The following is a 24,492-nucleotide window of genomic DNA, read 5'->3' as shown; positions in this document are numbered from 1 at the left end:
AGCGGCACGAGGCAGGATGGGCGGGTGCGCGCGTCCCGACTGATCTCACTGCTGCTGCTGTTGCAGTCGCGCGGATCGATGACGGCGGGCGAGCTGGCACGGGAGCTGGAGATTTCCGAGCGGACCGTCTACCGGGACGTCCTGGCGCTCTCCGCAGCGGGCGTGCCGGTCTACGCCGACCGGGGTCGGGCCGGCGGTTACCGCCTGCTCGGCGGCTACCGCACCCGGCTGACCGGTCTGACCCGGGACGAGGCGGAGGCGCTCTTCCTCGCTGGGCTACCGGGGCCCGCCGGTGACATGGGGCTCGCCGACGCGGTCGCGTCCGCCGAGCTGAAGGTGCTCGCCGCGCTGCCACCCGCCCTGCGCGACGCGCCGGCCCGTACCGGGCAGCGGTTCCACCTGGACGTGCCGGGCTGGTTCCGGGAGACGCCGCCACCACCGTGGCTGGCCGAGCTGGCGCGGGCGGTCTGGAGCGACCGGGTGGTGGATCTGCGCTACCGACGCGGCGAGAAGGAGGTGACCCGCCGAGTCCAGCCGTACGGCCTGGTGCTCAAGAGCGGCGTCTGGTATCTCGTCGGCCGGGTCGGCGAGGATGTCCGCACCTACCGGGTGGACCGCGTGACCGGGGTCGAGGTGGGCGAGGAGCACTTCGAGCGCAACGAGGGCTTCGACCTGGCCGGGCACTGGCGGGAGCAGGCCGGGGAATTCCTGCGGACCATGCTGCGGGCCGAGGTGACCGTCCGGCTCAGCCCCGCCGGCCTGCGTCAGCTCCGACGCCTGGTCGATGCCCCTTACGTGTACGACGAGGTGGTCGCCTCCGTGGGCGAGCCCGACGAGCAGGGCTGGGTGGTGGCCCGGCTGCCCGTCGAGTCGGTCGGCGTCGCGTACGCCCAGTTGCTGGCGCTGGGCCCGGAGGTGGAGGCGCTCGACCCGCCGGAGCTGCGCGCGGAAATGGCGGGCGCGGCACGCCGGGCCGCCGCACGCTACGACGGCCCGGCCGTGCCGCGACACCGGCCCACAGATCAGCGGGCCCGCAGGTGACCCTTCAGCGAGTCAGCGGTAGCCGGTGACGTCGGCCGGCTTGCCGGCGCCGACCACCTCGGTGATGTACCGGATGGCCTCCGGCTGGCTGCCGTCGACGTCGGTGAAGCCGTACACCTTCGACAGCGTGCCCGCGTCGACGGACTGGCCGTTCCAGCGGGCCTTCTCCTCGTCGGCGGCGAGCGCGGCCACCGCGCGGCCGACGAAGGCCGGCGTCTCCGAGATGAGGAAGTGCGGGTCGGTGGCGGCCCCGTCGCGCCAGTTCTCCTCGGTGACGCCGAAGTGCTCCAGCATGGCCTCGGAGCGGAGCCAGCCGGGGGTGAGCGCGACCGCCGTGCCGCCGTGCGGCTTCAGCTCGTGCGCCTGGGTGAAGGCGAGCCGGTTGACCGAGACCTTGGCCAGGTCGTAGAAGACCGAGAGGCGGTAGTTCTCGTCGTTGTACGCCTTGGTGCCGTCGCCGATCTCCACGACCAGGCCACCGGGCTGACGGATCAGCAGCGGCAGGGCGAAGTGGCTGGTGATGATGTGCGTGTCGACGGCCAGCCGCAGGGTGCGGAAACCCGCCTCCAGCGGCTGCTCCCAGACCGGCTTGTCCCAGGTCACCAGGGGGTCGCCGCCCCAGATGTCGTTGACCAGCACGTCGAGTCGGCCCTGCTCGGCGTCGATCCGGGCGACCAGGTCGCGGACCTGTTCGGGCACCAGGTGGTCGACCTGCACGGCGACGCCGGTGCCGCCGGCCGCGGTGACCAGCTCGGCGGTCTCCTCGATGGTCTCCGGCCGGTCCATCTCCGAACGGCCGGCGCGGCTGCTGCGACCGGTGGCGTACACGGTGGCGCCGGCGGCACCCAACTGGACCGCGATCTGTCGACCGGCGCCCCGCGTGGCACCGGCGACGAGCGCGATCTTTCCTGCGAGCGGTTGTGTCATGCCTGCGAGGCTGCCAGCGATACCTGACAGCCGCCGTCCGAATTTGTCAGTCCACCAACCGGACGCGGACCCGGCGGTTGGCCCGACCCTTGCTCTCCACCTTGACCACCTGCACCTTGCCGATCTGGGCGGTGGACGCGACATGGGTGCCGCCGTCGGCCTGCACGTCCAGTCCGACGATGTCGACGATCCGGACCTCCTGCTCGTCCGGCGGGATGAGGTTGGACTGGGTACGGATGATGTCCGGAAGGGCCAGCGCCTCGGTGCGCGGCAGCACCCGGGTGGCGACCGCGCGGTCGGCGGCCACCTCGGCGTTGACCAGCTCCTCGATGCGACTCTTGAAGTCCGGCGGAACCTCGGGGAGGTTGAAGTCCATCCGGGCCTCGCCCGGCTCCATCGAGTTGCCGGTGACGAGCGCGCCGAAGTCGCGGAACACCACACCGCAGAGCACGTGCAGCCCGGAGTGGGTACGCATCAGACGGGTGCGGCGCTCGTCCTCCACCGCGCCGACAACCTCGGTGCCGACCGGCGGCAGCGGGTCACCCTCGGCGGGGATCAGGTACGGGTCGTCGCCCTTGCGGGTGCCGACGATCCGGGTCTGCACGCCCTGCCAGAGCAGCACGCCGTGATCCGGCGGTTGGCCGCCGCCGCCCGGGTAGAACGCCGAGCGGTCCAGGACGATGCCCTGCTCCGGGTCGGCGTGCAGGACCGTGCAGGTCCACTCACGCAAGGTCGGGTCGGCGAGATCCAGCCGGTGCGTCCGGCCATGCTGTGTGACGCCCATGACAGGCCACGTTACCCGTTGAGGAAGCCGGAGATCCGCTCCCGCAGGTCGGCGCGTTCCGTCCAGAGCACCCCCGGTCGGTCGTACACGTGCAGGGTGGCCTGGGGCAGCGCGGCGGCGAGCTGCTCGGCGACCTCGACCGGGTGCAGGTCGTCGCCCGCGCAGCCGATCACCAGGGCCGGCGCGGTGACCGCCGCCAGGGCGGTCGCGTCCTGCAGCGGCGCCTGCTCCGGAAGCGTGGCCAGGCCGTCGGCCAGACCGTCGCGGAGCAGCTGGTCGAGCCGCTGCCGCAGGTACGCCCAGCCGGCCGGCGTGTTGCGGACCGCCGCCGGCAGCTCCAGCGCGACGACGTCGGCGACCGCCGACGCCTCGCCGCTCTCGACGGCCTCCAGCAGGGCGGTGATGCGGTCCCGGGCGACCGGACCGCGGGGCTGGTCGAGGACCGCCGGCAGGAAGAACACCAGTTTCTCGAAGCGCTCCGGGCTCTCGGCCAGCAGGCGGCACAGTGCGCCCGCGCCGAGGCTCGCCCCGAACGCCCGGCTGGCGCCGCCCAGATCCGCGATGGCCCGCAGATCGCGGGCCAGGTCGAGGTAGGTCCACGGGCCGGCCGGCGCCTCGGAGCGACCGTGACCCCGGAACTGGAAGAACAGCCGACGACCGGCCACCCCGCTGCCGAACGGGCGTGTGGTGGCGATCCCGTTGCCCAGCCCGTGCGCGAACACGGTGACCGGGTCACCGACGCCGGTGACCAGGCGCTCCAGCTGCACGCCGTGCGGGGTGGCGACCAGCTCCGTCTCCGGCTCCGGCAGAGCCGGCCGGCCGGTACGCGGCCCGCCCGGACCCGGCCCCCAGGTGCGGGGGCCGCTGTCGGGCGGAGGCGGCCAGCGAAAACCTCTCACCAGAACCCTTTGCCGTCACTGAGGTCGCGGAGACCGACCCGGACGTCGAGCAGATAGATCAGCGCGGCGGCGATGCCGATCAGTCCGAAGAGGCTGATCGGACCGCGGCTGAGCAGGATCAGCACGAGGCAGACCGCCAGGATGGCGATCCAGCCACCCTTGGGCAGCGTCCCGATGGCGGAGAAGGCGTCGGAGCGCTGCGTGATGGCATGCACCAACGCGACACCCTGGATGATCAACGCGAAGACGAGCAGGATCAGCTCGATCACGTAACGGACTTCGAACGCGAAGATCGGCGCGGCGGTGGCCATGCCGGCAAGTTTATGTCGGCGACCCCGACTACGTCCGTCAAGGACGCCGTCGGGATCGCCGACAGGACGAACTACTCGGCCGCCGGGCGGGTCCGCTTGGTGGCCCGGGGCAGCTTGGCCGACGGGGTCTCGGCCGGCTTCGCGGCCTTCGCCCGGGCGGCCTTCTTGACGGCGGCCGGCTTGGCCTCGGCGATCTCGGCCACCTCGACCGGGCTCGGCACCTCGGCCGGGGCCGGGGTCACAGCCGGGGCGGTGGCAGCCGGCGCGGGCGCGGCCTGGGTGGCCTCGATGTCGGCGTTGACCGTCTCGGCGGCCTCCAGCACACCGGCGCCGACGACCCGCTCACCACGGGCCACCAGCGCGCCGTACGCGGCGTACGCCCGCTCCTGCGCGGCCTGGGCACCGGCGATCACCACGGCGGCGTTGCGGGTCGCGGCGGTCCGCAACTTGTCGATGTCGGCGACCTCGCGGAGCTTGGTCAGGTCGGCCGCCTCGCGGAGCTTGGTCAGGTCAGCCGCCTCGCGCAGCTTGGCCAGGTCCAGCTCGGCCTGCGCGCGACCGCGCAGGGTCTCGGCGGTCTCGTTGGCGGTACGCAGCGTCTCGGTGGCCTTCTGGCGCAGCTCGAAACCGGTCAGCACGGCCCGGCCGCCGAGGTCGGCGACGACCCGGGTGCCGTGGAGACCGACGGCCGCGGGCAGCTTGCGCAACTGCTCGAGGGCCAACTCGGCGGCACCGGCGGCGGCGTAGATCGGGGCGGGGATGCGGTTGGTCTTCGGCTCGGTCATGACGTCTCCTCCTCGGCCGCCTCGGCGGCCTTGCGGACCGCCAGTCCGGCGGCCTTCTTCTCGGGGGTGCTGGTGCTGCTCTTCTCGGGGGTGCTGGTGCTGCTGCCCGGGGCGGGGGCGGTGCCCGCCTCGGTGACGGCGACCGACTCGAGCACGGCCTCGGTCGGGGTGCCGCCCGCGGTGGTGGGGCCGGTGGCGGCCAGGTTGGCCACGTCGGCCGGCTCGTCGGCGACGTCGGTCGGGATGGTCGCCCCGGTCACTCCGCCGCTGCCGGCGACATCCGGGTTCCCGCTGGCCGGGCCCGCGGCGGCCGAACCTTCGGCGGCCGGGCTCTCGGCGGCCGGGCCTTCGGCGGCGGCCTGGGCCTCGGCGAGCCGGGCGTTCTCCCGGCGGAACGTCTCGTAGATCTGGCTGAGCGACTGCTTCTGGGCCATCGTGAGGTCGGGGTCCACCGCGATGGCGGCGAGCACCCCGTGGCCCTCCTTGTCGTCGAGCAGCCCGGCCCGCAGGTACATCGCCGGGGTCGAGACCCGCAGCGCGCTGGCCAGTTGCTGGAGCACCTCGGCGCTGGGCTTGCGCAGCCCGCGCTCGATCTGGCTGAGGTACGGGTTGCTGACCCCCGCCTGCTCGGCGAGCTGACGCAGCGAGATCTTGGCGTTGCGCCGCAGATCGCGGATGAACCCGCCGACGTCGGGAAGGTCCTTGGGTGTGGCCATGGACACGACGCTAATGCCGCCTGCTAGCTCTTGCAAGCGAAATGCTTGCCAAAGTTAGCAAGGTCTCAGCATCACGTTTGCGCGCCGCTCGCCGGATCCGTACGGTCCGTTGGTGCACAAGATCACAGTCAACGGAGCATCTCTCGCGTACGACGAGGTCGGCAGCGGTTCGCCCGTCGTGCTGCTGCACGCCGGCATCGCGGACCGGCGGATGTGGCGGGGCGTCGTGCCCGCGCTCGCCGCCCGGCACCGGGTGATCGTCCCGGACCTACGCGGGTACGGCGACTCCGAGCTGCCCCCGACGCCGTTCGCGCACCACGACGACGTGGCCGGCCTGCTGGACGCCCTCGACCTGCCCCGGGCCGCGCTGGTCGGCTGCTCCTTCGGTGGATCGGTCGCCGTCGACACCGCGCTCGCGCACCCGGACCGGGTGAGCGCGCTCGCCCTCTTCGACACGGCGCTCTCCGGCAACGAGTGGTCCGACGAGGCCAACGACCTCTGGGACGACCTGGTCGGCGAGGTCGACCCGGACGACTTCGTCGCCGGGGCGGCCGGCGAGGTGCGGTTCTGGGTGGTCGGGCCCGGCCGCCAGCCGGCCGACGTCGACCCTGAACTGCTGGCGTTCGCGCAGGAGATGGACCAGCGCGCCCTGGCCGCCGAGCTCGCGCTCGGCGCGGTGGAGGTGGGCGAGCTGACGCCTCCGGCGATCGGCCGCCTCAGCGAGCTGCGGGTGCCCGTCCTGGTCACCGCCGGCGCCGCCGACGTACCGGACATCAGCCGCCTCGCCGACCGGATCGCCGCCGAGGTCCCCGGCGCGGTACGGCTGCCGGATGTGCCGGATGCCGCACACCTGTTGCCGCTGGAGCGTCCGGAGCCCGTCAACGCCGCCCTGCTCGATTTCCTGAGCTGACCGGCGGCGCGCGCAGCCCTGACCGCGCGGCGCGCACAGCCCTGACCGCCCCTCGGCCAGCGACGCCAAGGGGCCGCCGACGGCCCCGCACCCCCGGCCGCCAGCAGACCCGCCGCCAACGACGGGGCTGACGCCACGACGAGCGCTATACCTCAGAGTCATATTCATTCCTGTGAGGTATAGCGCTCGATCAGGCGTTGGCCGCCGTGCCGGGCAGCCGGACCGCCGACCGGTGGACCGGTGGCGTCACCAGAGCGGGCGGACCGCCCCGACCGGAACGCCACCGCCGAAGAGCGGCACCTCGGCGTACTCGGCCAGCACCGGCGCGTCCACACCGAGCCGGCGCAGCGCGGAGACCAGCACCAGCATCCGGGCCCGGTCGGCTCCATCGTCGATCTTCAGAGCCACCGCGCCGACGCCCGGCAGCCCCACCGCGAACACGCCCTCGGCGCCGACCTTGGCCAGCAGGCCCGGGACACCGCGCATCAGCCGGGTGTCGTCGGCCTGGGTGCCACCGACGATCTCCGGGTGCGCCCGCATCGCGTCGGCCACCGTGCGCGGCGCCGAGCCCGGCTCGGCGCCGACCAGCCGGAGGTACGCCCCGGCCAGGCCGGTCAGCGACACCGCCAGCACCGGGGCACCGCAGCCGTCCACCCCCACCGCCGCCGCCTGCTCGCCGGTGAACTCCTCGATGGCGGCTCGCAACCCCTGCTGCAACGGGTGCTCCGGCCGCCAGTAGCCGTCCCGCGGCCACCCGGCGGCCTCGCAGGTCAGCAGCATTCCGCTGTGCTTGCCGGAGCAGTTCATCTGCACCCGGCTCGGCCCGCCCCCGGCCCGCAGCACCGCCTCCCGGGCCGCCGCACCCACCGGCAGGTCGGGCGGGCAGTGCAGTGCCGAGGCGTCCAGCCCGGCCCGGTCGAGGAGCGCGCCGACCCGGGCCAGGTGGAAGTCCTCCCCCGCGTGGCTCGCCGAGACCAACGCCAGGTCGGCCGGATCGGTAAGCGTCAGGCCGGCGCGGAGCATCCCGATCGCCTGCATCGGCTTGCTGGCCGAGCGCGGGAAGATCGGCGCGGTCACGTCCCCGGCGGTCGCCAGCGGCACCCCGGCGGCGTCCAGCACCACCACCGAGCCGCGGTGCGCGCCCTCCACGAACCCGGACCGGACCACCTCGGCGAGCGGCACGCCGCCCTCGTACGTCTTTCCCACGTGCTGGACGGTACCGAGGGGCCGAGGCTGTCCGTCGGCGGGGTGACCAGGTGGTCCACCGCCCGGGTGACAGGGGCGCGGAAGGTGTCCGGCCTTACAGCCCGAGCAGCGCGCGGGCCTCGGTGGTAGTCAGCGGCGGTCGCTGGGCGAGTTGGGCGAAGCCGACCGCGCGGGCGACCAACTGCATGTTGGACTCGACCGGGCGGCCCTTGGCGTACGTCACCGTGTCCTCCATGCCGACCCGCAGGTGCCCGCCGGTGGACAGCGAGGCGAGCATGACCGGGATCGTGCTGCGGCCGATGCCAGTGGCCGAGAAGGTGGTGCCCGCGGGCAGGTCCGCCAGCATCCGGTGGGCGGCGACAAGCGTCTCGGTGGTGCCCGGCATGCCGCCCGGCACCCCCATCACGAAGTCGACGTGCACGTGACCGCCCGCCGGCAGGCCGTACTTGCCGAGCAGCCGCTGCAACGCGGACAGGTGGCCGAGGTCGAAGATCTCGTACTCCGGCACGATGCCGCGCTCCTGCATCCGGGTGTGCAGGTCGACGATGAACTCCCAGCGGTTGAGGAAGACGTCGTCGCCGAAGTTGACCGTGCCCATGGTGCAGGAGGCCATGTCCGGACCCGCGTCGAGCACGGCGAGCCGGGACGCCTCCGGGTCGGTCACCGCGCCGCCGGAGGAGAGCTGCACGATCAGGTCGGTGCTCTCCCGCAGTGCCGCCACCGTCTCGGCCAGCCGGGCCGGGTCGAGGGTCGGCCGCGCCTCGTCGTCGCGGATGTGAACGTGGATCACGGCGGCGCCGAGCGCCTCGCACTCCTTGGCGGTGAGCAGCAGCTCGTCCAGGGTCACCGGCAGCGCCGGCACCTCCGCCTTGGCCGACTCCGCGCCCGTCGGGGCCACCGTGATCAACGTCCCTGTCGTCATGCCGGCGATCCTAGACGCCCCGGTCAGGACGGGTCGATCGCCGCCGCGGTCTCGCCGATCATCAGCGCGGCGTCGTCCGGGACGTTCCGCTTCAGGACGGCGAGAGCGACCTGACCCAGCTCGTGGTGCAGCACGGCGGTGCCCACGAAGCCCACCGCCCGGCCGTCGAGGGTGACCGGCGTACCGGCGGTCGGCGGCTGGTCGGTGGTCACCCCGTCCAGGTGCAGCAGCACCAGGCGGCGCGGCGGCCGACCCATGTTGTGTACGCGGGCCACCGTCTCCTGACCCCGGTAGCAGCCCTTGTCCAGGTGCACCGCCGGGCCGATGAGGTCCACCTCGGCCGGGATGGTCCGGTGATCGGTGTCCACCCCGACCCGGGGCTGCCGGGCGGCGACCCGGATCGCCTCGTACGCCCAGAGGCCGGCGACCGGCACGCCCGCGCCGCGCAGCTCGGCGACCACCTGCTCCATCGCCGAGCGGGGCACCAGCAGGTCCACCCCGAGCAGGCCGCGACGCGCCCACCCGCCGATCGGCAGCGGTCGGACGTCGTACCGGATGCCCGCTCGGGGCGGCACGGCCCCGGCGGCGAACTTCGGGCCCGGCACCGGCACCAGGTCCGGCGCGGCCAGCCCGGTCACGCCGAGCGTGCCCAGGGCCTCCGGCGCCGCCGGCCCGACCAGCGACAGCAGCGCCCGCTCGGCGGTGGCGTCGCGGGGGTCGACCCTGCTGAAGAACCGCATCTTCTCCAGGTACGCCAGCAGACCGTCGGTCGCCCCCGGCTCGGTGTCCAGCCAGGTCGTCTCGCCGTCCTCGGCGACCAGGGCGTGCTGCTCGACGTGCCCGTGCGGCGAGAGCACCAGCAACTCGGTGCCCTCGCCGGCGGCCAGCGTGCTCAGGTGCTGCGAGGTGATCGTGTGCAGCCAGCCGGCCCGCTCCTCGCCGGGCACCGCGATGATCCCCCGGTGTGACCGGTCGACCAGGCCGACCTCGGTGTCCAGGACGCGCTGCTCGCGCAGCGGATCGCCGTAGTGCGCGGCCACCCCCCGCACCCCGACCGCGACGTGCGCCGGGTCCGGCTGGTCACGGCTGGCCTCGTCGATGCTCTCGACGGCCACCGCGCCCGCGATGTCGATCATGTTTGATCCCCGTTCTCGCAGCGGTCGCAGACGCCGAAGAGTGACACGTGCCCGATGTCCACCCGGAAACCCCGCTGCGCGGCCAACTGCTCGGCGAGCGGGCGGAGCAGCTCCGGATCGATCTCGTCGATCGCGCCGCACTCCCGGCAGACCAGGTGGACGTGTTGGTGCTCACCCGCCGCGTGGTAGGTCGGCGAACCGTGCGAGAGGTGGGTGTGGGTCACCAGGCCGAGCCGTTCCAGCAGCTCCAGCGTGCGGTAGATGGTGGTGATGTTGACGCCGGCGGCGACCTCCCGGACGGCGGTGTGCACCTGCTCCGGTGTGGCGTGGCCCAGATCGAGCACCGCCTGGAGGACGAGCTGCCGCTGGGCCGTCAGCCGCAGCCCACGGGCCCGGAGCATTTCCGCGAGGGAGGATTCGGACACCGTCCGATCATAGTTCGGCGGCCGTGGCTACCTCCGCCGTGCGACGCCCGTCGCTACCCTCGACCCTCATGGCGACGTCCTTCACCGGGCAGGTTCCGGTCGGCCCGACCGCGCGGATCGCCGTGCTCGGGCAGGGCCCGGTCCCGGCCACGGAGCCGGTGGTACGCGGCGACGACCGTGGCGTCCTGCACGGCGACGGGCTCTTCGAGAGCATGCACCTGCGCCAGGGCCGGCCGTGGCTGCGCGACGAGCACCTGGCCCGGCTGGCCGCGTCGGCCGCCGCCATCGAGCTGGCCGTGCCCGACGCCGCCGCGTTGACCGACCTGCTCGACACGGTGTGCGCCGGCTGGCCGGCGCGGGTCGAGGGGGCGTTGCGGCTGGTCTGCACCCGGGGCCCGCAGGCCGGCGCACCGACGGTCTACGCCACGCTGAGCGAGGTGCCGGCGGCGGCGCGGATGGCGCGACGGGACGGGATCAGCGTCGCGAACCTGCCGCTCGGGGTGCCCGCCACCGCCCGCGCCGAGTTGACCTGGCTGCCCACCGGGATCAAGTCCACCTCGTACGCGGTCAACAGCGCCGCCCGCCGCTGGGCCCGCGCCAACGGGGTGGACGACGTGCTATGGATCTCCTCCGACGGGTACGCCCTGGAGGGGCCCACGGCCAACGTGGTGTGGCTCACCGGCGACACGCTCCGCACGGTGCCGGCCGCCACCACCGGCATCCTGCCCGGCACGACCGTCGCCTGGCTGCTCGCCCACGCCGGCGAGCTGGGCCTGAGCGCCTCCGAACGGATGGTCACCCCGGCCGAGCTGCACGACGCCGACGGGGTGTGGTTCGCCTCGTCGGTGCGCGGGCTCACCGAGGTCCACACGCTGGACGGGGTGCGCCGGGACCGTTGCCCGCGCACCCCCGCCCTGCAGTCGCTGCTGGGTTTCCCCGTCGACTGAAGCGTCAGCCGCCGACCCGGACGAGCCGGGCGGAGAGGTGCGCGCTGAGTGGGTGACCCATCGCCGCCATCTCCTGGGCGTAGAGCAGCGCCCCCTCGACGATGCCGAAAAGCCGGTGCCCGCCGGTGACCTCCTTGGCGGTCGCCGTCCGGACCACCGCGTCGGTGGCGAACTCGACCTGGGTGCCGGTGCGCTTGCCGAGGTGCAGCTCCATCACCCCGGTGGGGGTCGTGAGCAGGGCCTCCAGCTCGTCGGTTGCCCGACCGTCCACCAGCACCGGTCGCCACCAGCCGACCTCACGCCCGGCCGGGCGGACGGGCCTGCTCTGCTCGTCGAGGATCCAGGCGCGCGACTCGTAGTGCAGGAACGGCCGGCCGTCGTGGCTGATCCGGATCTCCTGCGCGTAGTCGAAGTCCTCGATGGTGGGGAAGCCACCCTTGCCCCGGCCGCGCCACAGACCGATGTACGGCAGCAGGCCGTCCAGCGCCGGGTGCAGCTTCGGGCCGACCCGCAGGTCGTGACTCTCCTCGAACGGGTACTCCTCGACCGGCGGCGCGTTCAGCCACGGTGGCTGCAGCGGGTTCTCGTCGCTCACCGTGCCACCTTCGTTCGCGACTGCGGGGCTCGCAGGCCCGGCTCACTCCTCGCGCTCACCGTGCCACCTTCGTTCGCGACTGCGGGGCTCGCAGGCCCGGCTCACTCCTCGCGCTCACCAACGTCCCCTCGAAATCTTTACTGCCAGGTAGACCAGGCCGCCGGCGAGCCCGCCCAGGCCGGCGACCAGCAGGCTGACGAACCCGATCTCGGTAACCATCGTGACCATCCTATGCTGGGCCTCATGGCCCGCTCTCTCGTCGTCAAGGTCACCGCTGGGGCGGACGCCCCGGAGCGGTGCGCGCAGGCTTTCACGGTCGCCGCCACGGCGGTCGCGGCCGGCGTGGACGTGTCGCTCTGGCTGACCGGGGAGTCGACCTGGTTCGCGCTGCCCGGCCGCGCCCAGGAGTTCGAGCTACCGCACTCCGCGCCGCTGGCCGAGCTGCTGCACGTCATCCTGACCAGTGGTCGGGTGACCGCCTGCACCCAGTGCGCGGCCCGGCGGGAGATCGGCCCGGACGACGTACTGCCCGGTGTGCGGATCGCGGGCGCCGCGGTCTTCGTCGAGGAGGCGTTGGCCGAGGGCACGCAGGCGCTGGTCTACTGACCACCGGCACACCTCGGGGCGACGGTATGGGCGGACTCCCGATACCGACCCGACATCTCGGACAGCTGCCTACGATTCGACTGTGACCGAGGCGACGGAGAGGTTCTTCGAATCGCTGCCGACGCGTGCCCCCGCGGTCCTTGGCGGCCTGGCCAGGGGGACCCTGCAGATCGATCTCGGCACCGGCCACCGGACCGAACACTGGCTGGTCCGGATGCGGCCGGGAGCGGTACAGGCCAGCCGCGAGCGGGGTCCGGCCGACGCCATCTGGTTCAGCAGCTCGGCCCTGTTCGACAGGCTGATCACCGGCGAGGCCCAGGCGCTCGCGGCGGTACTGCGCAACGAGAGCACCTTCAGCGGTGACGTGGTGCTCTTCCTGGCCTTCCGCCGCTTCTTCCCGAACCCGCCGGGCACCCGCGACCCGCGCGAGGTGGCCCGGGAGGCAGTCGGGCGGCGGACGTGAACGATCTCGTCAGCATCCTGGACGGCAACACCTTCCTGGTCAGCGACCGACGCGGCGACATCGAGCCGTCCTTCACCTTCCCGACCGGGTTGTTCTCCTTCGACACGCGTTTCCTGTCCAGTTGGGTGCTCACCCTCAACGGCGAGCGGCTGCACGCACTCTCGATCGACGACAGCCAGTCGTACCGGACGACGTTCTTCCTCGCTCCCGGCGAACCCACCCACTACCTGGACGCCAAGTGGTCGGTGATCCGCAGCAGAGAGATCGGGGGCAGCTTCGACGAGGAGCTGACCGTGCTCAACCACTCCGGCGAGGAGGGCGAGTTCACCGTCCGGATCGAGATGAGCAGCGACTTCGCCGACCTGTTCGAGATCAAGCACGCCCGGGAGAAGGTGGGCCGGACGACGGTCGCGGCGACCGACAACGAGCTGCGGTTGACGTACCGGCGGGAGGCGTTCCGCCGGGAGACCGTGGTCCGCTCCACGGTTCCGGCGCAGGTCGACAACTCCGGGATGACCTTCCGGGTCCGGATCGACAGCAACAGCGAGTGGACCACCCGGCTGCACGTCTCCACCGTCGTCTACGGGGCCCGGGGCGAGGACATCCGGGCCACCCTGCCGTACGCGGGCAGCCGCAGCGGGGACGCCATCCGCGCCGAGCAGCAGGAGCTGATCGACCGGGCGCCGAAGCTCGGCTGTGACTGCGAGCCGCTGGCCGGGGCGTACCGGCGCAGCCTCAACGACCTGGCCGCGCTGCGCTACGAGTCGATCGCCCTGGGCGTACGGCTGATCGCCGCCGGGCTGCCGTGGTTCATGACCCTGTTCGGTCGGGACAGCATCATCACCTCGTTGCAGGTGCTGCCGTTCCTGCCGGAGCTGATCCCCCCGACCATCTTCATGCTGGCCGGTCTCCAGGGGCACCGGGTGGACGACTTCCGGGACGAGGAGCCCGGCAAGATCCTGCACGAGCTGCGGTACGGCGAGACCGCCGGCTTCGAGGAGCAGCCCCACTCGCCGTACTACGGGTCGGCCGACTCGACCCCGCTGTTCGTCATCCTGATCGACGAGTACGAGCGCTGGACCGGCGACACCGCGCTGGTCAAGCGGCTGGAGCCGAACATCCGGGCGGCCCTGGAGTGGATCGACACGTACGGCGACCTGCTCGGCACCGGCTACCTCTGGTATCGGACCCGCAACCCGGAGTCCGGGCTGCAGAACCAGTGTTGGAAGGACTCCTGGGACGCCATCTCGTACGCCGACGGCCGGCTGCCCGGCTTCCCCCGGGCCACCTGCGAGTTGCAGGGCTACGCGTACGACGCGAAGATCCGGACCGCCCGGCTGGCCCGGAAGGTCTGGAACGACCCGGCGTACGCCGACCGGCTGGAGCGGGAGGCGGCGGCGCTCAAGCAGCGGTTCAACCACGACTTCTGGATCGCCGACCGGGAGTACTACGCGCTCGCCCTGAACGCCGACGGCCGGCAGGTGGACGCGCTCACGTCGAACATCGGGCACCTGCTGTGGAGCGGGATCGTGGACGAGTCCCGGGCCCGCAAGGTGGTCGACCACCTGCTCGGTCCGCGGCTCTTCTCGGGCTGGGGGGTGCGGACCCTGGCCGAGGGCGAGGGTCGGTACAACCCGATCGGCTACCACGTGGGCACCGTGTGGCCGTTCGACAACTCGATCATCGCCTGGGGCCTGGGCCGGTACGGCTACCGGGAGGAGGCCGGGCTGATCTGCGACTCGATGCTCGCGGCGTCCCGCTACTTCGACGGGCGGCTGCCGGAGGCGTTCGCCGGCTACGCCCGCAGCCGCACCGGCTACCCGGTGGAGTACCCGACCGCGTGCAGCCCGCAGGCCTGGTCGAGCGGCACCCCGCTGCTGTTGCTGCGGGTCATGCTGGGGCTGGAACCGCAGGGCGAACACCTGATCATCGATCCGGCTGTGCCACCGGGCATGGGCCGGGTGGAGCTGCTGGACATTCCCGGCCGCTGGGGCCGCGTGGACGCGTTGGGTCGCAGCCGAGGCCCGCAGGATCACCAGACGGGCGGCTGACCCGGGCCCGACGTCCGGCTCAGGCGGGGCAGCCGACGGTGGCGGCCACCCGTGCGGTGTCCGGGCCGAGTTCGGCCAGCACGGTGACGTCGCCGGTGCGGTACGCGTACAGCGGGGGGTTGTCCAGCAGTGGGGTGCCGGCGGCCAGCGGGGCGAGCGCGCCGGCCGTGGCCGAGCCGGGCCCGGCGGCGGACCGTGCGGTACGGGCCACGGCGCCGCCGGGGCACGGCGCGGTGACCAGGTCCGGCGCGGCGTCGGCCGGACGGTCGAGCGCGGTCAGGGCAGCCGTCAGGGCCGTGGCCTCCGGGCCGGCGCCGGTGGCCGGCTTCGGGTCGTAGCCGGCGCCCAGCGGCCGGCAGCCGGTGTCGACGGTCAACCGGAGCCGGCCGTCCCCGGTCGGTCGTCCCTCGACGGCGACGAAGTCCCCGGCGTCGGCGTGCAGTTCCGGGCCGTCCAGGCCGGGGCCGACTCCGGCCCGCCAGGTGGACGGCAGCCGGTCGGCGATGCCGGTCAGCACGGCGCGCTCGGTGCCGGCGGGCGCGAGCACGCCGACCTCGCGGCGCAGCGCCGCGCCGTCGGAGAACGGGGTGACGCGGCAGCCGGCGTTGACCCGCACCGGGCCCAGTTCCAGCAGCCCGGCCGTCCCGGCGGCGCGGGCCAGCTCACCGACCGCCCGGTCGGCCACCGGGGCGGCCTCGTCGAGGGAGCGCTGTTCGCGCACCGTCGGCGGGTCGTCGCGGACCGACATCCAGGCGAGCCCGGCCAGCAGGACGGCCCACAGCACGGTCGCGACCAGCAGCCAGCGCCGCCCACGCCGGGCAGGTGCCGGCGCGGCGGGATCGCTCGACGGGGCCCAACCCGTCTGGACAGCACCGTTCACTCGGCCATGGTGTCACGGGCGGTCCGCCGTACCGGAGGCAGCGGTCGGCAGCCGGAATGACGGCCGAGGGTCAGGCCGGCCGGGGCGGCGGATCGAGCCGGTAGCCGACCCCGCGCACGGTGTGCACCCGCGGCCCGCCCGGCAGCCCGTGCAGCTTGCGCCGGAGCCGCTTGATCGCGGAGTGCAGGATCGCCGTGTCGCCGAGGTACGCGCCGGCCCAGACCGCGGCGAAGAGCTGCTCGTGGCTCCACACCACCAGCGGCGGACCGACGAGCCGGGCGAGCAGCTCCCGTTCGGTGCGGGTGAGCGGCAGTGGATCGCCGCGCCAGGTGACCAGGTGCCCGGCCCGGTCGACGACCAGCTCACCCCAGCTGACCCGCCCCTGCGGCGGGGCCGGCGGGGTGGCCGGTGTCGAGCCGCCCGGCGGTGGGAACAGCATCGCCCGCAGCTGGGCAAGGTCGGCGCAGGTCACGACCGGCCCGATCCCGTCGAGCTGCCGCAGCACCCGCTCGCGCACCGAGGCGTCCGCACTGACGCAGACGACGATCGGGGCCTCTGCGCCGGGCCCGCCGACTCCGCCCGCACCACCCGCGACCACCACCCGATGATAGTGACGTATGCCGATGTATTTCGGGACCCCGTCCACGGTCGGGATGACGCCACGTCACTGACCAGGCACTGACCGGCGTTATTCACTGAGCACCGTCCGAACCAGCCAGAGCATGACTGTCAGCGGACGTGGGGGTGCCACCCACCCACTCCACCCGCCCCGCTGCGCGGCCGTCCCGGCGGTGCGCGCTCGTCCCGAACCCATCGGGACCCAACGTGGGGAGGAAAAGTGCTCCGACCATCAACGACCTGATGGCCGCCGGCCACCCGCGCTGACGACGATCGGGGCCGGCCACCCCGGAGGGTGACCGGCCCCGGTCGATCAGAGCAGTGGGTCAGGCGACGGTGACGGTGACCTCGTTGACGCCCCGGCCGGCGGTGACGGCGGCGTCGCCGTTGCCGTGCCGGGACAGCGCCCGCAGCGTCCAGGAACCGGGCGCGGCGAAGAACCGGAACTGGCCGGCCGCCGAGGTGACCACCTCGGCGGTGAACTCACCTGTCGAGTCGAGCAGCCGGACGTACGCGCCCGGCACGGCCTCGTCCGCCGCCGAGCGGACGATGCCCGTGATGACGGTTTCCTTTTCCAGGTCCAGGCTGGTCGGCAGCGGCGCGGCCTGGTCGGGTGCGGCGCAACCCGCAGCGGTGGGAGCAGTCATGGCGGATCAGGCCTCCCCGGGCTCATCGCCGAGCGCGACCGGCACGCCGACGAGCGAGCCGTACTCGGTCCAGGAACCGTCGTAGTTCTTCACGTTGCGGTGGCCGAGCAGCTCCTGAAGCACGAACCAGGTGTGCGAGGAACGCTCACCGATCCGGCAGTACGCGATGGTCTCCTTGCCGTCGTCGAGCCCCGCGTCGCCGTAGATCCCGCGCAGCTCGTCGTCGGACCGGAAGGTGCCGTCCTCGTTGGCCGCCTTGGACCACGGGACGCTGATCGCGGTCGGGATGTGACCGGCCCGCTGCGCCTGCTCCTGCGGCAGGTGCGCGGGGGCGAGCAGCCGGCCGGCGAACTCGTCGGGGCTGCGCACGTCGACCAGGTTCTTGGTGCCGATCGCGGCGACGACCTCGTCGCGGAAGGCCCGGATGGAGGTGTCCGGCTCCTGCGCGACGTACTGGGTCGCCGGGCGGGCCGCCGTCTCGGTGACCAGCGGACGGGCGTCCAGCTCCCACTTCTTGCGCCCGCCGTCGAGCAGCTTCACGTCGCGGTGGCCGTAGAGCTTGAAGTACCAGTAGGCGTACGCCGCGAACCAGTTGTTGTTGCCGCCGTACAGGATCACGGTGTCGTCGTTGCTGATGCCCCGCTCGGACAGCAGCGCCTCGAACTGGGTCTTGTTGACGAAGTCCCGGCGGACCGGGTCCTGGAGGTCGGTCCTCCAGTCGATCTTGATGGCGCCGGCGATGTGGCTGGTCTCGTAGGCCGAGGTGTCCTCGTCGACCTCGACGAAGACGACGCCCGGGGCGTCAAGGTTCTTCTCGGCCCATTCGACCGAGACGAGTGCGGTGTCGCGACTCATCGAATCACTCCCTGGTGAGGATGGATGGTGAGCCAACGCGCGAATATCGATGGGTTGAACTGTCGCACCGCGCGCGGGACCCAGCGGAAGGACGGGATCACGGGTTTGTGCGACGGCGCCGCTGCCGGGCGTTCGGTGGGATCACCGGAAAGGGTCGAGGACCCTGCGTGCCGGTGGCCGCCGTCAGGCGGCCAAAAACAGCCCCGCCGTCAGATGACAGGGCGACACAGGCAGGTGGCCACGCGGCACAGGTCGACCGCGCGCCGTTTGGTGAGGTGGGTCCCCATGAGCACGGAGCCTACCAGGCAGTGACCGGGCTGCCACTGGACCGACCACCATCCGGGATCGTCAGGGCTGCGGGGCCGATGGGGTGTCCCAGCGGCCCGGACGACTGACGCGCCGCTCAGCCGGCGGAGTTGATCGGTACGTTCTTCGCGTCGGCGGTGACCGCCAGCCCTTCGGGCAACGGCCGGACCTCCCGGACCGCGAGCTGGAACGGCAGGTCGGGCAGCGGCACGTCGACGGAGATGCCCTCGGCGTACTTGTTCAGGATCGTGCGGGCCAGCGGCAGGTTCGGCAGGCCGGCAGCGTCCAGTTTGCTGAAGCGCAGGGCGACGGCGCCGTTCTCGGCGACGGTGACGTCGGCGGTGCCGGCGACGGTGAACTTCTGGCCGAGGATGTCGACCGGGGCGGTGACGGCGAGCTTGCCGCCCTGCTCGCCGAGGGTGAGCCCGGGTCGGTTCAGCAGCGCGGCGAGGCTCTCGTAGCTGATCGTGCCGGTGCCGTTGACCGTGTCGGCGACGACGTCGCCCTGCCCGGTCCGCAGCGTGTCGAGCGAGGCACGCACGTTGCGGGCGTCCACGTCCAGCACCGGCAGCCGTACGGCGTCACCCTCGACCGACGCCTGCACGTCCCGCAGAGTGATGGAGATCCGCTCGTACCGCCCGTCCAGCACCTGGGTGAGGAACGGCGTCCCGGCGACCTCGACGTCGGGCTTGGCCGACTGCGCCCCCTGCTTGCTGACCTCCTGGCTGACCCGCTCGGCGATGAGCCGCTCGGCCACGCCGACCGCCACCCGGTCGGCGACCACCAGCAGACCCGCCACCACCAGGAGCAGGACGACCAGGCCGATGAGCAGCTTGCGACCGCGCCGTCGGGGCCGGGCCTCGTCAGCCGGATACTCCTGGGCCACGCCGCCTCCTGTCTCCGCCCGCCGCGATGCGGCGGGACGTCCGAACCGGTGCCGCAGCGCGGCGCACCCGTAGGTACCCGACCGACACCGGCCTCAACCGTAGGCTCAGAGGAACAGCATGCACATGGCGTACGCCGCCGGTGCGGCCAGGGCGAATCCGCCGAGCGGACCCTGCATGTGCCGGGCGACCCACATGGTGGGCGGTTCGCCCGCCATCAGGCGACCCGCCTCCGCGTACCCCACGGCGAGATCGGACAGGACGGCGGTGACGGCCGCGACCAGGCCGATCACCGCGGCCCGGGTCGGCGTGAAGGGTGCCACCAGGTAGCTGCCGAGGAGAGCGCTGCCCAGCGTGCCCACCATCGCGCCGGCGACGACGCCGGCCGCGCCCCGGGGCACCTGCGGGGCCAGCCGGGGCCACGGCAGCACCGCGTCGGTGAGGCGGGCGACGGTCAGCGCGACCCCGCTCGCGGTCAGGCAGACCGTGATCGCCTGGGTGCCGGCCGGGATGCGGCTGAGCACGATCAGGGTGCCGAAGGCCACGACCCCGACCACGATGAGCAGTGTGGCGCCGAGTGAGTCGGTGACCCGGACCCGGTCGACGCGGCGGACCAGCTGGCCGAGCACGGCGGCGAGGAAGCCGCCGACGGCCAGGTAGCCCAGCGGCGCCAGACCGGCGACGTCGCTCTGGACGGCGGCGACGTCAGCGGCAGCGGCGACCGCCGCGCTGATCCCGCCGACCAGCAGCAGCGCGGGTGGGCGCATGGCCATCGTCCAGGCGAGCACGAACAGCAGTTGGACGCCGAAGACGATGAAGGCGAACGGCAGGCGGTGACCCGGCCCGGACGTCTGCGCGCCGAGCACCAGACCCACCCCGAGCAGCGCGGCGAAGCCGGCGATGGTCAGGGCCAGCGGCCGGTGCACCTCCACCGGAGCGACGGGCTCCTCCTCCGGCTCGTCGACCTCGTCCTCGGCACGACGGGCCGGCTCCCCGGCACGGCGGGCCCGGCGCGGCCCACCCCGTTCACGGCGTTCGCCGTCGGCGACGGCCGGTCCGGTGCGCGGCGCGGGCGGATGGCCACGGGTCGGAGCGGCCGGACCCGGGCGGGGACCGTCGGACCACGATTCGCGGCCGGCGTCGGGCGAGGTGGAGGGAAACACGCCCCGATCGTGCCAGATCGGCTGCCCGGCGCGACGGTCACGGGTTTCCGCAACGTTAAAACCTGCGCCGCGATCAGGGGCAAGCTAGACAAACGGGAAATGACTCGGAGGCGCGGCCGAGGCGATCGGTTACGCTCAACGCGTTACCCGCCCGTCAGCGACGCCGGGACCACGCTATTTCTCAGCGCACTCCGCCACGAGTGTGTCTGGTCGCGTGCGGCGTTGCGCCGCCGGGACGGAGGTGATCGTGGAGATCCTGCTGCTGGTGACCGCGCGCGCAGGGGAACCGTCGGCTGTGCTGCCGGCGCTCGACCTGCTGCCACACTCGGTTCGCACCGCGCCGCGCGACGTCCGCACCCTGGTTGCCGGGCCCAGCCCCGACGCGGTGCTGGTGGACGCCCGGTCGGAGCTGAGCGAGGCCCGAGCGACCTGCCGGATGCTGCACGCCACCGGGCTCGGGGTGCCGCTGGTCGCGGTGGTGACCGAGGCCGGTCTGATCGCGCTGAACGCGGACTGGGGCGTCGACGACGTCATCCTCGCGTCGGCCGGTCCCGCCGAGGTCGAGGCTCGACTGCGGCTCGCGGTCGGCCGCCTGAGCAACGCGACCGCCGGCGCCGGCGGCTCGATCCGGGCCGGCGAGCTGACCATCGACCCCGACACGTACGCCGCCAAGCTGAAGGGTCGCCCGCTCGACCTCACCTACAAGGAGTTCGAGCTGCTGAAGTTCCTGGCCCAGCACCCGGGCCGGGTGTTCACCCGCGATCAACTGTTGCGCGAGGTCTGGGGCTACGACTACTTCGGCGGCACCCGGACGGTGGACGTGCACGTCCGGCGGCTGCGCGCCAAGCTCGGCTCGGAGTACGAGTCGATGATCGGCACGGTCCGCCAGGTGGGCTACAAGTTCGTCGTACCGCCGTCGCGCTCTCTGCCCGAGGCGGAGCACGCGCCGCTGCCCGTCTGACCCCCACCCCGGGGCGATTTCCCATATGCCCCTTTTGCGCGGCTCGCCAGTCCTATTCTGACTGCCGGGTTTGTCGGAAAAGGGGGCGACGGTGCGGGCAGGTAGCACGGGGGCGAGGGGCCGGCGCGTCCGGCCAGCCGGGCGGAAGCCGTGACGCGGGTCAGCTCGACCGCGCGCGCGGCAGTGATCGTGACGGCGGTGGTGGCTGCCCTGCTCGGCTCGGCGTACGTGCTGGGCCGCAGTCTCGTCCCCGACCAGACCCAGCGGCACGCCACCGGCGTCACCACCGAGGGCGACGGGCCGCACTACGCCGACCAGACTCCCGAAGAGCCCTCGACCGGCACCCCGACCGGCACCCCGACCGGTATCCCGACCGCGGGCCAGAGCGCCGGCCCGTCCGAGGCCGGCCAGGACGGCTCGGGGCAGAGCGCCAGCGGCGACAAGCTGTTCGGCGCCCACACCGAAACCGGCAACGCCCGACTCGCGCTGACCTTCGACGACGGGCCGGACCCGCGCTACACCCCGCAGGTCCTCGCGATCCTGCGCGAGTACGACGTCAAGGCCACGTTCTGCGTGGTGGGCGAGAACGCCCAGGATCATCCCGACCTCATCCAGGCGATCGTCGCCGACGGCCACACCCTGTGCAACCACTCCTGGCACCACGACGTCTCCCTCGGCAACAAATCCGCCGACCAGATCCGCGCCGACCTGGTACGCACCAACGAGGCGATCCGGTCGGCGGTCCCGGACGCCCCGATCGTCTGGTACCGCCAACCCGGCGGCGCCTGGACGTACCCCGTGGTGTCGGTGTCGCAGCAGCTCGGCATGACTCCGCTGCACTGGTCGGTGGACCCGTCGGACTGGCAGGCGCCCGGCGCCAGCAAGATCGCCGCGACCGTGCTCGCGCAGGCGGAACCCGGTGCGGTGGTCCTCATGCACGATGCCGGCGGCGACCGGCAGGGCACGGTCGACGCGCTGCGCCGGATCCTGCCCCAACTCAGCGCGCGATACGAGCTGGAGGCACTGCCCACCGACCCGACGTGAGCTACGACCCCCTCCTCGGGCGACAGTCCGGGACGCCCGAGACGCAGCGGCTACGGTGACCCAATGAGCAGCGCGGAGCCGACCAGCGACCAGGTGACCCGGACCGACCGACTGGCCCCGACGGAGATCGCCGGCGTGCTGGCCCTGGCGCGTACGGCGGGCGACACCGACGGCGCGGACCCGCTCGACGAGCACGTCCTGCTCCGCCTGCGCGATCCGGAGGCGCCGGCCGTGCACCTGCTGGCCCGCGCCGACGACGGCACCCTCACCGGGTACGCCCACCTGGACACCACCGACCCGGTGGGCGGGATCGGGGTGGAGCTGGTGGTGCACCCCGCGTACCGGCGGCGGGGCACCGGCCGGGCGCTGGCCCGGGGCGTGCTCGCCTCGGCCACCGGGCCGCTGCGGGCGTGGGCGCACGGCGACCACCCGTCGGCGGCGGCGCTCGCCGTGGACCTCGGGTTCACCCGGGCGCGCGTGCTCTGGCAACTACGCCGGCCGTTGGCCGCCCCGCTGGGCGAGCCGCGCCTGCCCGACGGGGTGGCGCTGCGTGCGTTCCGGCCGGGGGCCGACGACGCCGCCTGGCTGGCCCTGAACGCGCGGGCCTTCGCCGAGCATCCCGAGCAGGGGCGGTGGACCTCGGACGACCTGCGGGTCCGCCTCGCCGAGCCGTGGTTCGACCCGGCCGGCTTCCTGCTCGCCGAGGAGACCTCGACCGGCCGGCTGCTCGGCTTCCACTGGACGAAGGTGCACGAGCGGCCCGGGTCGGCCCGCATCGGCGAGGTGTACGTGCTCGGCGTGGAGCCGACCGCGCACGGGGGCGGGCTCGGTCGGGCGCTGACCACCGCGGGGCTCGCGTACCTGCGGGACAAGCGGGGGCTCGACCGGGTGATGCTCTTCGTGGACGACTCGAACACCGGGGCGGTCGCGCTCTACGAGCGGTTGGGCTTCGCCCGCTGGTCCGCACACATCAACTACCACCTGGGCTGACCGTCGGACGCCGCCCCGACCGAGTCACCGGCGGGTAACGGCCGAGCATCGGCGGGATAACGCCGAACCGGAAATATACCCATACTTCCGACAGGTGTACCCGAGTTCACTTAACGGACAACTCACCCTCAGCAAGCGGTCACCTCGGGGGCCGTACGTGTTCACCTTGCGTTCACTTGTGACCGGCGAACCGGCTACCTGGCACTTCTAACTTTCGTGTCAGCCGGTCAGTGCCGGTCCTCGGGCCCCGGCATCGGGGCACCAAGTCAGACGCGAAGGGAAACCCCTCAGGTGAAGCTCCAGCGGTACGGCACTATTGCCTGCCTCGCTCTTGCCGCGACGCTCGGCCTCAGTGCATGCGGCTCGGACAACAACGAGCCCACTTCCGGCGCCAGCGCCTCGGGCTCCGCCGCCGCGGTCGACTGCGGTACCGGCACGGTCAACGCCCAGGGCTCGTCGGCACAGAAGAACGCCATGGCCGAGTGGATCAAGGCGTACCAGCAGAAGTGCGCTGGCACCACGATCAACTACGAGGCTTCCGGCTCGGGCGCCGGCATCCAGGCGTTCATCGCCGGCACCGCCGACTTCGCCGGCTCCGACTCCGCGCTCAAGCCGGAGGAGCAGCCGCAGGCCGACGCCAAGTGCGCCGGCGGCAAGGCCATCCACCTGCCGATGGTGATCGGCCCGGTGGCCGTCGCCTACAACGTCAGCGGCGTGGACAACCTCCAGCTCAAGCCGGCCACCCTGGCGAAGATCTTCGCCGGCAAGGTCACCAAGTGGGACGACGCGGCGATCAAGGCCGACAACCCGGACGCCAAGCTCCCGGCGACCGCCATTCAGACCGTCCACCGCTCGGACGAGTCGGGCACCACCGACAACTTCACCAAGTTCCTCTCGAAGACCTCCGAGGCGGACTGGACGCTGGGCAACGCCAAGGCCTGGAAGGCCCCGGGCGGCACCGGCGCCAAGGGCTCGGACGGCGTGGCCAGCCGGGTCAAGGGCGCCGACGGCTCCATCGGCTACATGGAGTGGTCGTTCGCCGAGAACGCCGGCCTGAAGATGGCCAAGATCGGCAACGGCAACGGCGAGTTCGCCGCGCTGACCGCCGAGGCCGCCGGCAAGACCATCGCCGGCGCCAAGATCGATGGCCAGGGCGACGACCTCAAGCTGTCGATCGACTACAACACCAAGGAGGCCGGGGCCTACCCGATCGTCCTGGCGACGTACGAGATCGTCTGCAGCAAGGGCCTCGCGGCCGACAAGCTCAAGCTGGTCAAGGGTCTGCTGGGCTACGCCGCCAGCGCCGAGGGCCAGAACTCGCTGACCGACCTCGGCTACGCCCCGCTGCCGGAGACGGTCCGCACCAAGGTCGAGACCGCGGTCAAGAACCTCTCCTGACCCGACCCCACCACCTCCGCAA

General features: G+C 72.9%; 29 protein-coding genes. 10 read left to right on the top strand and 19 right to left on the bottom strand.

Annotated features, from left to right (window positions below):
* The first annotated feature begins 24 nt into the window (after positions 1-24).
* Positions 25-1,041: a helix-turn-helix transcriptional regulator gene (locus tag ACFYPH_RS01575; protein WP_387178144.1), complete on the top strand. Its 1,017-nt coding sequence runs from the start codon at positions 25-27 to the stop codon at positions 1,039-1,041.
* A gap of 12 nt (positions 1,042-1,053) precedes the next feature.
* On the opposite strand, the gene ACFYPH_RS01570 is transcribed toward ACFYPH_RS01575, so the two are convergent.
* The 6 genes from ACFYPH_RS01570 to ACFYPH_RS01545 all read right to left on the bottom strand — a co-directional run bounded on the left by ACFYPH_RS01570 (position 1,054) and on the right by ACFYPH_RS01545 (position 5,463).
* Entirely contained in the window at positions 1,054-1,968 is a 915-nt protein-coding gene (locus ACFYPH_RS01570; RefSeq protein ID WP_354859798.1) for an SDR family oxidoreductase, read from the bottom strand.
* A gap of 46 nt (positions 1,969-2,014) precedes the next feature.
* Complete coding sequence (locus ACFYPH_RS01565) at positions 2,015-2,752, bottom strand: alanyl-tRNA editing protein (protein ID WP_355135601.1); 738 nt, start codon at positions 2,750-2,752, stop codon at positions 2,015-2,017.
* Between the two features lie 11 nt (positions 2,753-2,763).
* Complete coding sequence (locus ACFYPH_RS01560; RefSeq protein WP_355064485.1) at positions 2,764-3,651, bottom strand: alpha/beta hydrolase; 888 nt, start codon at positions 3,649-3,651, stop codon at positions 2,764-2,766.
* The gene (locus ACFYPH_RS01555) at positions 3,648-3,962 is read right to left on the bottom strand and encodes a DUF2516 family protein (RefSeq protein WP_234582317.1); all 315 of its coding nucleotides are present in this window, start codon (positions 3,960-3,962) and stop codon (positions 3,648-3,650) included. Before ACFYPH_RS01555 ends, ACFYPH_RS01560 begins: the two co-directional genes overlap by 4 nt.
* 71 nt (positions 3,963-4,033) lie before the next feature.
* Positions 4,034-4,747 (bottom strand): hypothetical protein, encoded by a 714-nt coding sequence (locus ACFYPH_RS01550; RefSeq protein ID WP_387178139.1) that lies wholly within the window; start codon positions 4,745-4,747, stop codon positions 4,034-4,036.
* Positions 4,744-5,463 (bottom strand): helix-turn-helix domain-containing protein, encoded by a 720-nt coding sequence (locus ACFYPH_RS01545; protein ID WP_387178136.1) that lies wholly within the window; start codon positions 5,461-5,463, stop codon positions 4,744-4,746. Before ACFYPH_RS01545 ends, ACFYPH_RS01550 begins: the two co-directional genes overlap by 4 nt.
* A 112-nt stretch (positions 5,464-5,575) precedes the next feature.
* Between ACFYPH_RS01545 and ACFYPH_RS01540 the strand changes: the two genes are divergently transcribed.
* Complete coding sequence (locus ACFYPH_RS01540) at positions 5,576-6,373, top strand: alpha/beta hydrolase (protein ID WP_354859810.1); 798 nt, start codon at positions 5,576-5,578, stop codon at positions 6,371-6,373.
* A gap of 246 nt (positions 6,374-6,619) precedes the next feature.
* Here ACFYPH_RS01540 and ACFYPH_RS01535 read toward each other — a convergent pair whose 3' ends face one another.
* The 4 genes from ACFYPH_RS01535 to ACFYPH_RS01520 all read right to left on the bottom strand — a co-directional run bounded on the left by ACFYPH_RS01535 (position 6,620) and on the right by ACFYPH_RS01520 (position 10,062).
* Positions 6,620-7,579, bottom strand: a complete 960-nt coding sequence (locus tag ACFYPH_RS01535) for an asparaginase (protein ID WP_387178133.1) — start codon at positions 7,577-7,579, stop codon at positions 6,620-6,622.
* A gap of 94 nt (positions 7,580-7,673) precedes the next feature.
* A complete protein-coding gene (locus tag ACFYPH_RS01530) occupies positions 7,674-8,501 on the bottom strand; it encodes a 3-keto-5-aminohexanoate cleavage protein (protein WP_387178131.1) in 828 nt (275 codons plus the stop codon).
* Between the two features lie 23 nt (positions 8,502-8,524).
* A complete protein-coding gene (locus tag ACFYPH_RS01525; RefSeq protein WP_355064477.1) occupies positions 8,525-9,637 on the bottom strand; it encodes a folate-binding protein in 1,113 nt (370 codons plus the stop codon).
* Complete coding sequence (locus ACFYPH_RS01520; protein WP_355064475.1) at positions 9,634-10,062, bottom strand: Fur family transcriptional regulator; 429 nt, start codon at positions 10,060-10,062, stop codon at positions 9,634-9,636. The genes ACFYPH_RS01525 and ACFYPH_RS01520 overlap by 4 nt, the downstream gene beginning before the upstream one ends.
* Positions 10,063-10,130: 68 nt before the next feature.
* Here ACFYPH_RS01520 and ACFYPH_RS01515 point away from each other — a divergent pair, with 68 nt between their 5' ends.
* Positions 10,131-11,009 carry an aminotransferase class IV gene (locus ACFYPH_RS01515; RefSeq protein ID WP_387178129.1) on the top strand — a complete coding sequence of 293 codons (879 nt, stop codon included), beginning with the start codon at positions 10,131-10,133 and terminating at the stop codon, positions 11,007-11,009.
* 4 nt (positions 11,010-11,013) lie between these two features.
* Here the strand turns inward: ACFYPH_RS01515 and ACFYPH_RS01510 are convergent, their stop codons facing one another.
* Entirely contained in the window at positions 11,014-11,604 is a 591-nt protein-coding gene (locus ACFYPH_RS01510) for an FABP family protein (RefSeq protein WP_354859826.1), read from the bottom strand.
* Between the two features lie 114 nt (positions 11,605-11,718).
* On the bottom strand, positions 11,719-11,823 hold the full coding sequence (mtfM, locus tag ACFYPH_RS01505) for a small membrane protein MtfM (RefSeq protein WP_305076120.1): 105 nt from the start codon (positions 11,821-11,823) through the stop codon (positions 11,719-11,721).
* A 12-nt stretch (positions 11,824-11,835) separates the two neighbouring features.
* Here mtfM and ACFYPH_RS01500 point away from each other — a divergent pair, with 12 nt between their 5' ends.
* The 3 genes from ACFYPH_RS01500 to ACFYPH_RS01490 all read left to right on the top strand — a co-directional run bounded on the left by ACFYPH_RS01500 (position 11,836) and on the right by ACFYPH_RS01490 (position 14,724).
* Positions 11,836-12,210: a DsrE family protein gene (locus ACFYPH_RS01500; protein ID WP_354859829.1), complete on the top strand. Its 375-nt coding sequence runs from the start codon at positions 11,836-11,838 to the stop codon at positions 12,208-12,210.
* Between the two features lie 82 nt (positions 12,211-12,292).
* A complete protein-coding gene (locus ACFYPH_RS01495; RefSeq protein WP_354859832.1) occupies positions 12,293-12,673 on the top strand; it encodes a hypothetical protein in 381 nt (126 codons plus the stop codon).
* Positions 12,670-14,724, top strand: a complete 2,055-nt coding sequence (locus ACFYPH_RS01490) for a glycogen debranching N-terminal domain-containing protein (protein WP_387178127.1) — start codon at positions 12,670-12,672, stop codon at positions 14,722-14,724. Before ACFYPH_RS01495 ends, ACFYPH_RS01490 begins: the two co-directional genes overlap by 4 nt.
* A 19-nt stretch (positions 14,725-14,743) precedes the next feature.
* Here the strand turns inward: ACFYPH_RS01490 and ACFYPH_RS01485 are convergent, their stop codons facing one another.
* The 7 genes from ACFYPH_RS01485 to ACFYPH_RS01455 form a co-directional block, all read right to left on the bottom strand.
* On the bottom strand, positions 14,744-15,604 hold the full coding sequence (locus ACFYPH_RS01485) for a hypothetical protein (protein ID WP_387178125.1): 861 nt from the start codon (positions 15,602-15,604) through the stop codon (positions 14,744-14,746).
* A gap of 70 nt (positions 15,605-15,674) precedes the next feature.
* Positions 15,675-16,151, bottom strand: coding sequence for a winged helix-turn-helix domain-containing protein (locus ACFYPH_RS01480; protein WP_354859862.1), 477 nt, complete (start codon positions 16,149-16,151; stop codon positions 15,675-15,677).
* A 397-nt stretch (positions 16,152-16,548) separates the two neighbouring features.
* The gene (locus ACFYPH_RS01475; RefSeq protein ID WP_354859840.1) at positions 16,549-16,869 is read right to left on the bottom strand and encodes a DUF1416 domain-containing protein; all 321 of its coding nucleotides are present in this window, start codon (positions 16,867-16,869) and stop codon (positions 16,549-16,551) included.
* A gap of 6 nt (positions 16,870-16,875) precedes the next feature.
* Entirely contained in the window at positions 16,876-17,724 is an 849-nt protein-coding gene (locus tag ACFYPH_RS01470; protein WP_387178122.1) for a sulfurtransferase, read from the bottom strand.
* Positions 17,725-17,933: 209 nt separating this feature from the next.
* Positions 17,934-18,011 carry an Ms5788A family Cys-rich leader peptide gene (locus ACFYPH_RS01465; protein ID WP_310503780.1) on the bottom strand — a complete coding sequence of 26 codons (78 nt, stop codon included), beginning with the start codon at positions 18,009-18,011 and terminating at the stop codon, positions 17,934-17,936.
* A 116-nt stretch (positions 18,012-18,127) separates the two neighbouring features.
* Complete coding sequence (locus ACFYPH_RS01460; protein WP_354859846.1) at positions 18,128-18,916, bottom strand: DUF2993 domain-containing protein; 789 nt, start codon at positions 18,914-18,916, stop codon at positions 18,128-18,130.
* 105 nt (positions 18,917-19,021) lie between these two features.
* Positions 19,022-20,077: a hypothetical protein gene (locus ACFYPH_RS01455; RefSeq protein ID WP_354859849.1), complete on the bottom strand. Its 1,056-nt coding sequence runs from the start codon at positions 20,075-20,077 to the stop codon at positions 19,022-19,024.
* A gap of 241 nt (positions 20,078-20,318) precedes the next feature.
* On the opposite strand from ACFYPH_RS01455, the gene ACFYPH_RS01450 reads away from it, so the two are divergent.
* The 4 genes from ACFYPH_RS01450 to pstS all read left to right on the top strand — a co-directional run bounded on the left by ACFYPH_RS01450 (position 20,319) and on the right by pstS (position 24,470).
* A complete protein-coding gene (locus tag ACFYPH_RS01450; protein ID WP_179781168.1) occupies positions 20,319-21,038 on the top strand; it encodes a response regulator transcription factor in 720 nt (239 codons plus the stop codon).
* Between the two features lie 150 nt (positions 21,039-21,188).
* Positions 21,189-22,082 (top strand): polysaccharide deacetylase family protein, encoded by an 894-nt coding sequence (locus ACFYPH_RS01445; protein ID WP_387178119.1) that lies wholly within the window; start codon positions 21,189-21,191, stop codon positions 22,080-22,082.
* A gap of 63 nt (positions 22,083-22,145) precedes the next feature.
* The gene (gene mshD, locus ACFYPH_RS01440; RefSeq protein ID WP_355064467.1) at positions 22,146-23,072 is read left to right on the top strand and encodes a mycothiol synthase; all 927 of its coding nucleotides are present in this window, start codon (positions 22,146-22,148) and stop codon (positions 23,070-23,072) included.
* A 291-nt stretch (positions 23,073-23,363) separates the two neighbouring features.
* Positions 23,364-24,470 carry a phosphate ABC transporter substrate-binding protein PstS gene (pstS, locus tag ACFYPH_RS01435; protein WP_354861655.1) on the top strand — a complete coding sequence of 369 codons (1,107 nt, stop codon included), beginning with the start codon at positions 23,364-23,366 and terminating at the stop codon, positions 24,468-24,470.
* The last annotated feature ends 22 nt before the right edge of the window (positions 24,471-24,492 follow it).

Source organism: Micromonospora sp. NPDC005252, from assembly GCF_042872475.1.
Lineage (GTDB): Bacteria > Actinomycetota > Actinomycetes > Mycobacteriales > Micromonosporaceae > Micromonospora.
The sequence above is the reverse complement of the archived record's forward strand: the minus strand, read 5'-3'. Positions and strand labels throughout refer to the sequence as shown.

What these genes read in the sequence shown, in the direction of transcription:
- ACFYPH_RS01570 (WP_354859798.1), bottom strand. Translation starts at nt 1,968, where the DNA reads ATGACACAACCGCTCGCAGGAAAGATCGCGCTCGTCGCCGGTGCCACG.
- ACFYPH_RS01565 (WP_355135601.1), bottom strand. Translation starts at nt 2,752, where the DNA reads ATGGGCGTCACACAGCATGGCCGGACGCACCGGCTGGATCTCGCCGAC.
- ACFYPH_RS01555 (WP_234582317.1), bottom strand. Translation starts at nt 3,962, where the DNA reads ATGGCCACCGCCGCGCCGATCTTCGCGTTCGAAGTCCGTTACGTGATC.
- ACFYPH_RS01550 (WP_387178139.1), bottom strand. Translation starts at nt 4,747, where the DNA reads ATGACCGAGCCGAAGACCAACCGCATCCCCGCCCCGATCTACGCCGCC.
- ACFYPH_RS01545 (WP_387178136.1), bottom strand. Translation starts at nt 5,463, where the DNA reads ATGGCCACACCCAAGGACCTTCCCGACGTCGGCGGGTTCATCCGCGAT.
- ACFYPH_RS01530 (WP_387178131.1), bottom strand. Translation starts at nt 8,501, where the DNA reads ATGACGACAGGGACGTTGATCACGGTGGCCCCGACGGGCGCGGAGTCG.
- ACFYPH_RS01525 (WP_355064477.1), bottom strand. Translation starts at nt 9,637, where the DNA reads ATGATCGACATCGCGGGCGCGGTGGCCGTCGAGAGCATCGACGAGGCC.
- ACFYPH_RS01515 (WP_387178129.1), top strand. Translation starts at nt 10,131, where the DNA reads ATGGCGACGTCCTTCACCGGGCAGGTTCCGGTCGGCCCGACCGCGCGG.
- mtfM (WP_305076120.1), bottom strand. Translation starts at nt 11,823, where the DNA reads ATGGTTACCGAGATCGGGTTCGTCAGCCTGCTGGTCGCCGGCCTGGGC.
- ACFYPH_RS01500 (WP_354859829.1), top strand. Translation starts at nt 11,836, where the DNA reads ATGCTGGGCCTCATGGCCCGCTCTCTCGTCGTCAAGGTCACCGCTGGG.
- ACFYPH_RS01475 (WP_354859840.1), bottom strand. Translation starts at nt 16,869, where the DNA reads ATGACTGCTCCCACCGCTGCGGGTTGCGCCGCACCCGACCAGGCCGCG.
- ACFYPH_RS01470 (WP_387178122.1), bottom strand. Translation starts at nt 17,724, where the DNA reads ATGAGTCGCGACACCGCACTCGTCTCGGTCGAATGGGCCGAGAAGAAC.
- ACFYPH_RS01465 (WP_310503780.1), bottom strand. Translation starts at nt 18,011, where the DNA reads ATGGGGACCCACCTCACCAAACGGCGCGCGGTCGACCTGTGCCGCGTG.
- mshD (WP_355064467.1), top strand. Translation starts at nt 22,146, where the DNA reads ATGAGCAGCGCGGAGCCGACCAGCGACCAGGTGACCCGGACCGACCGA.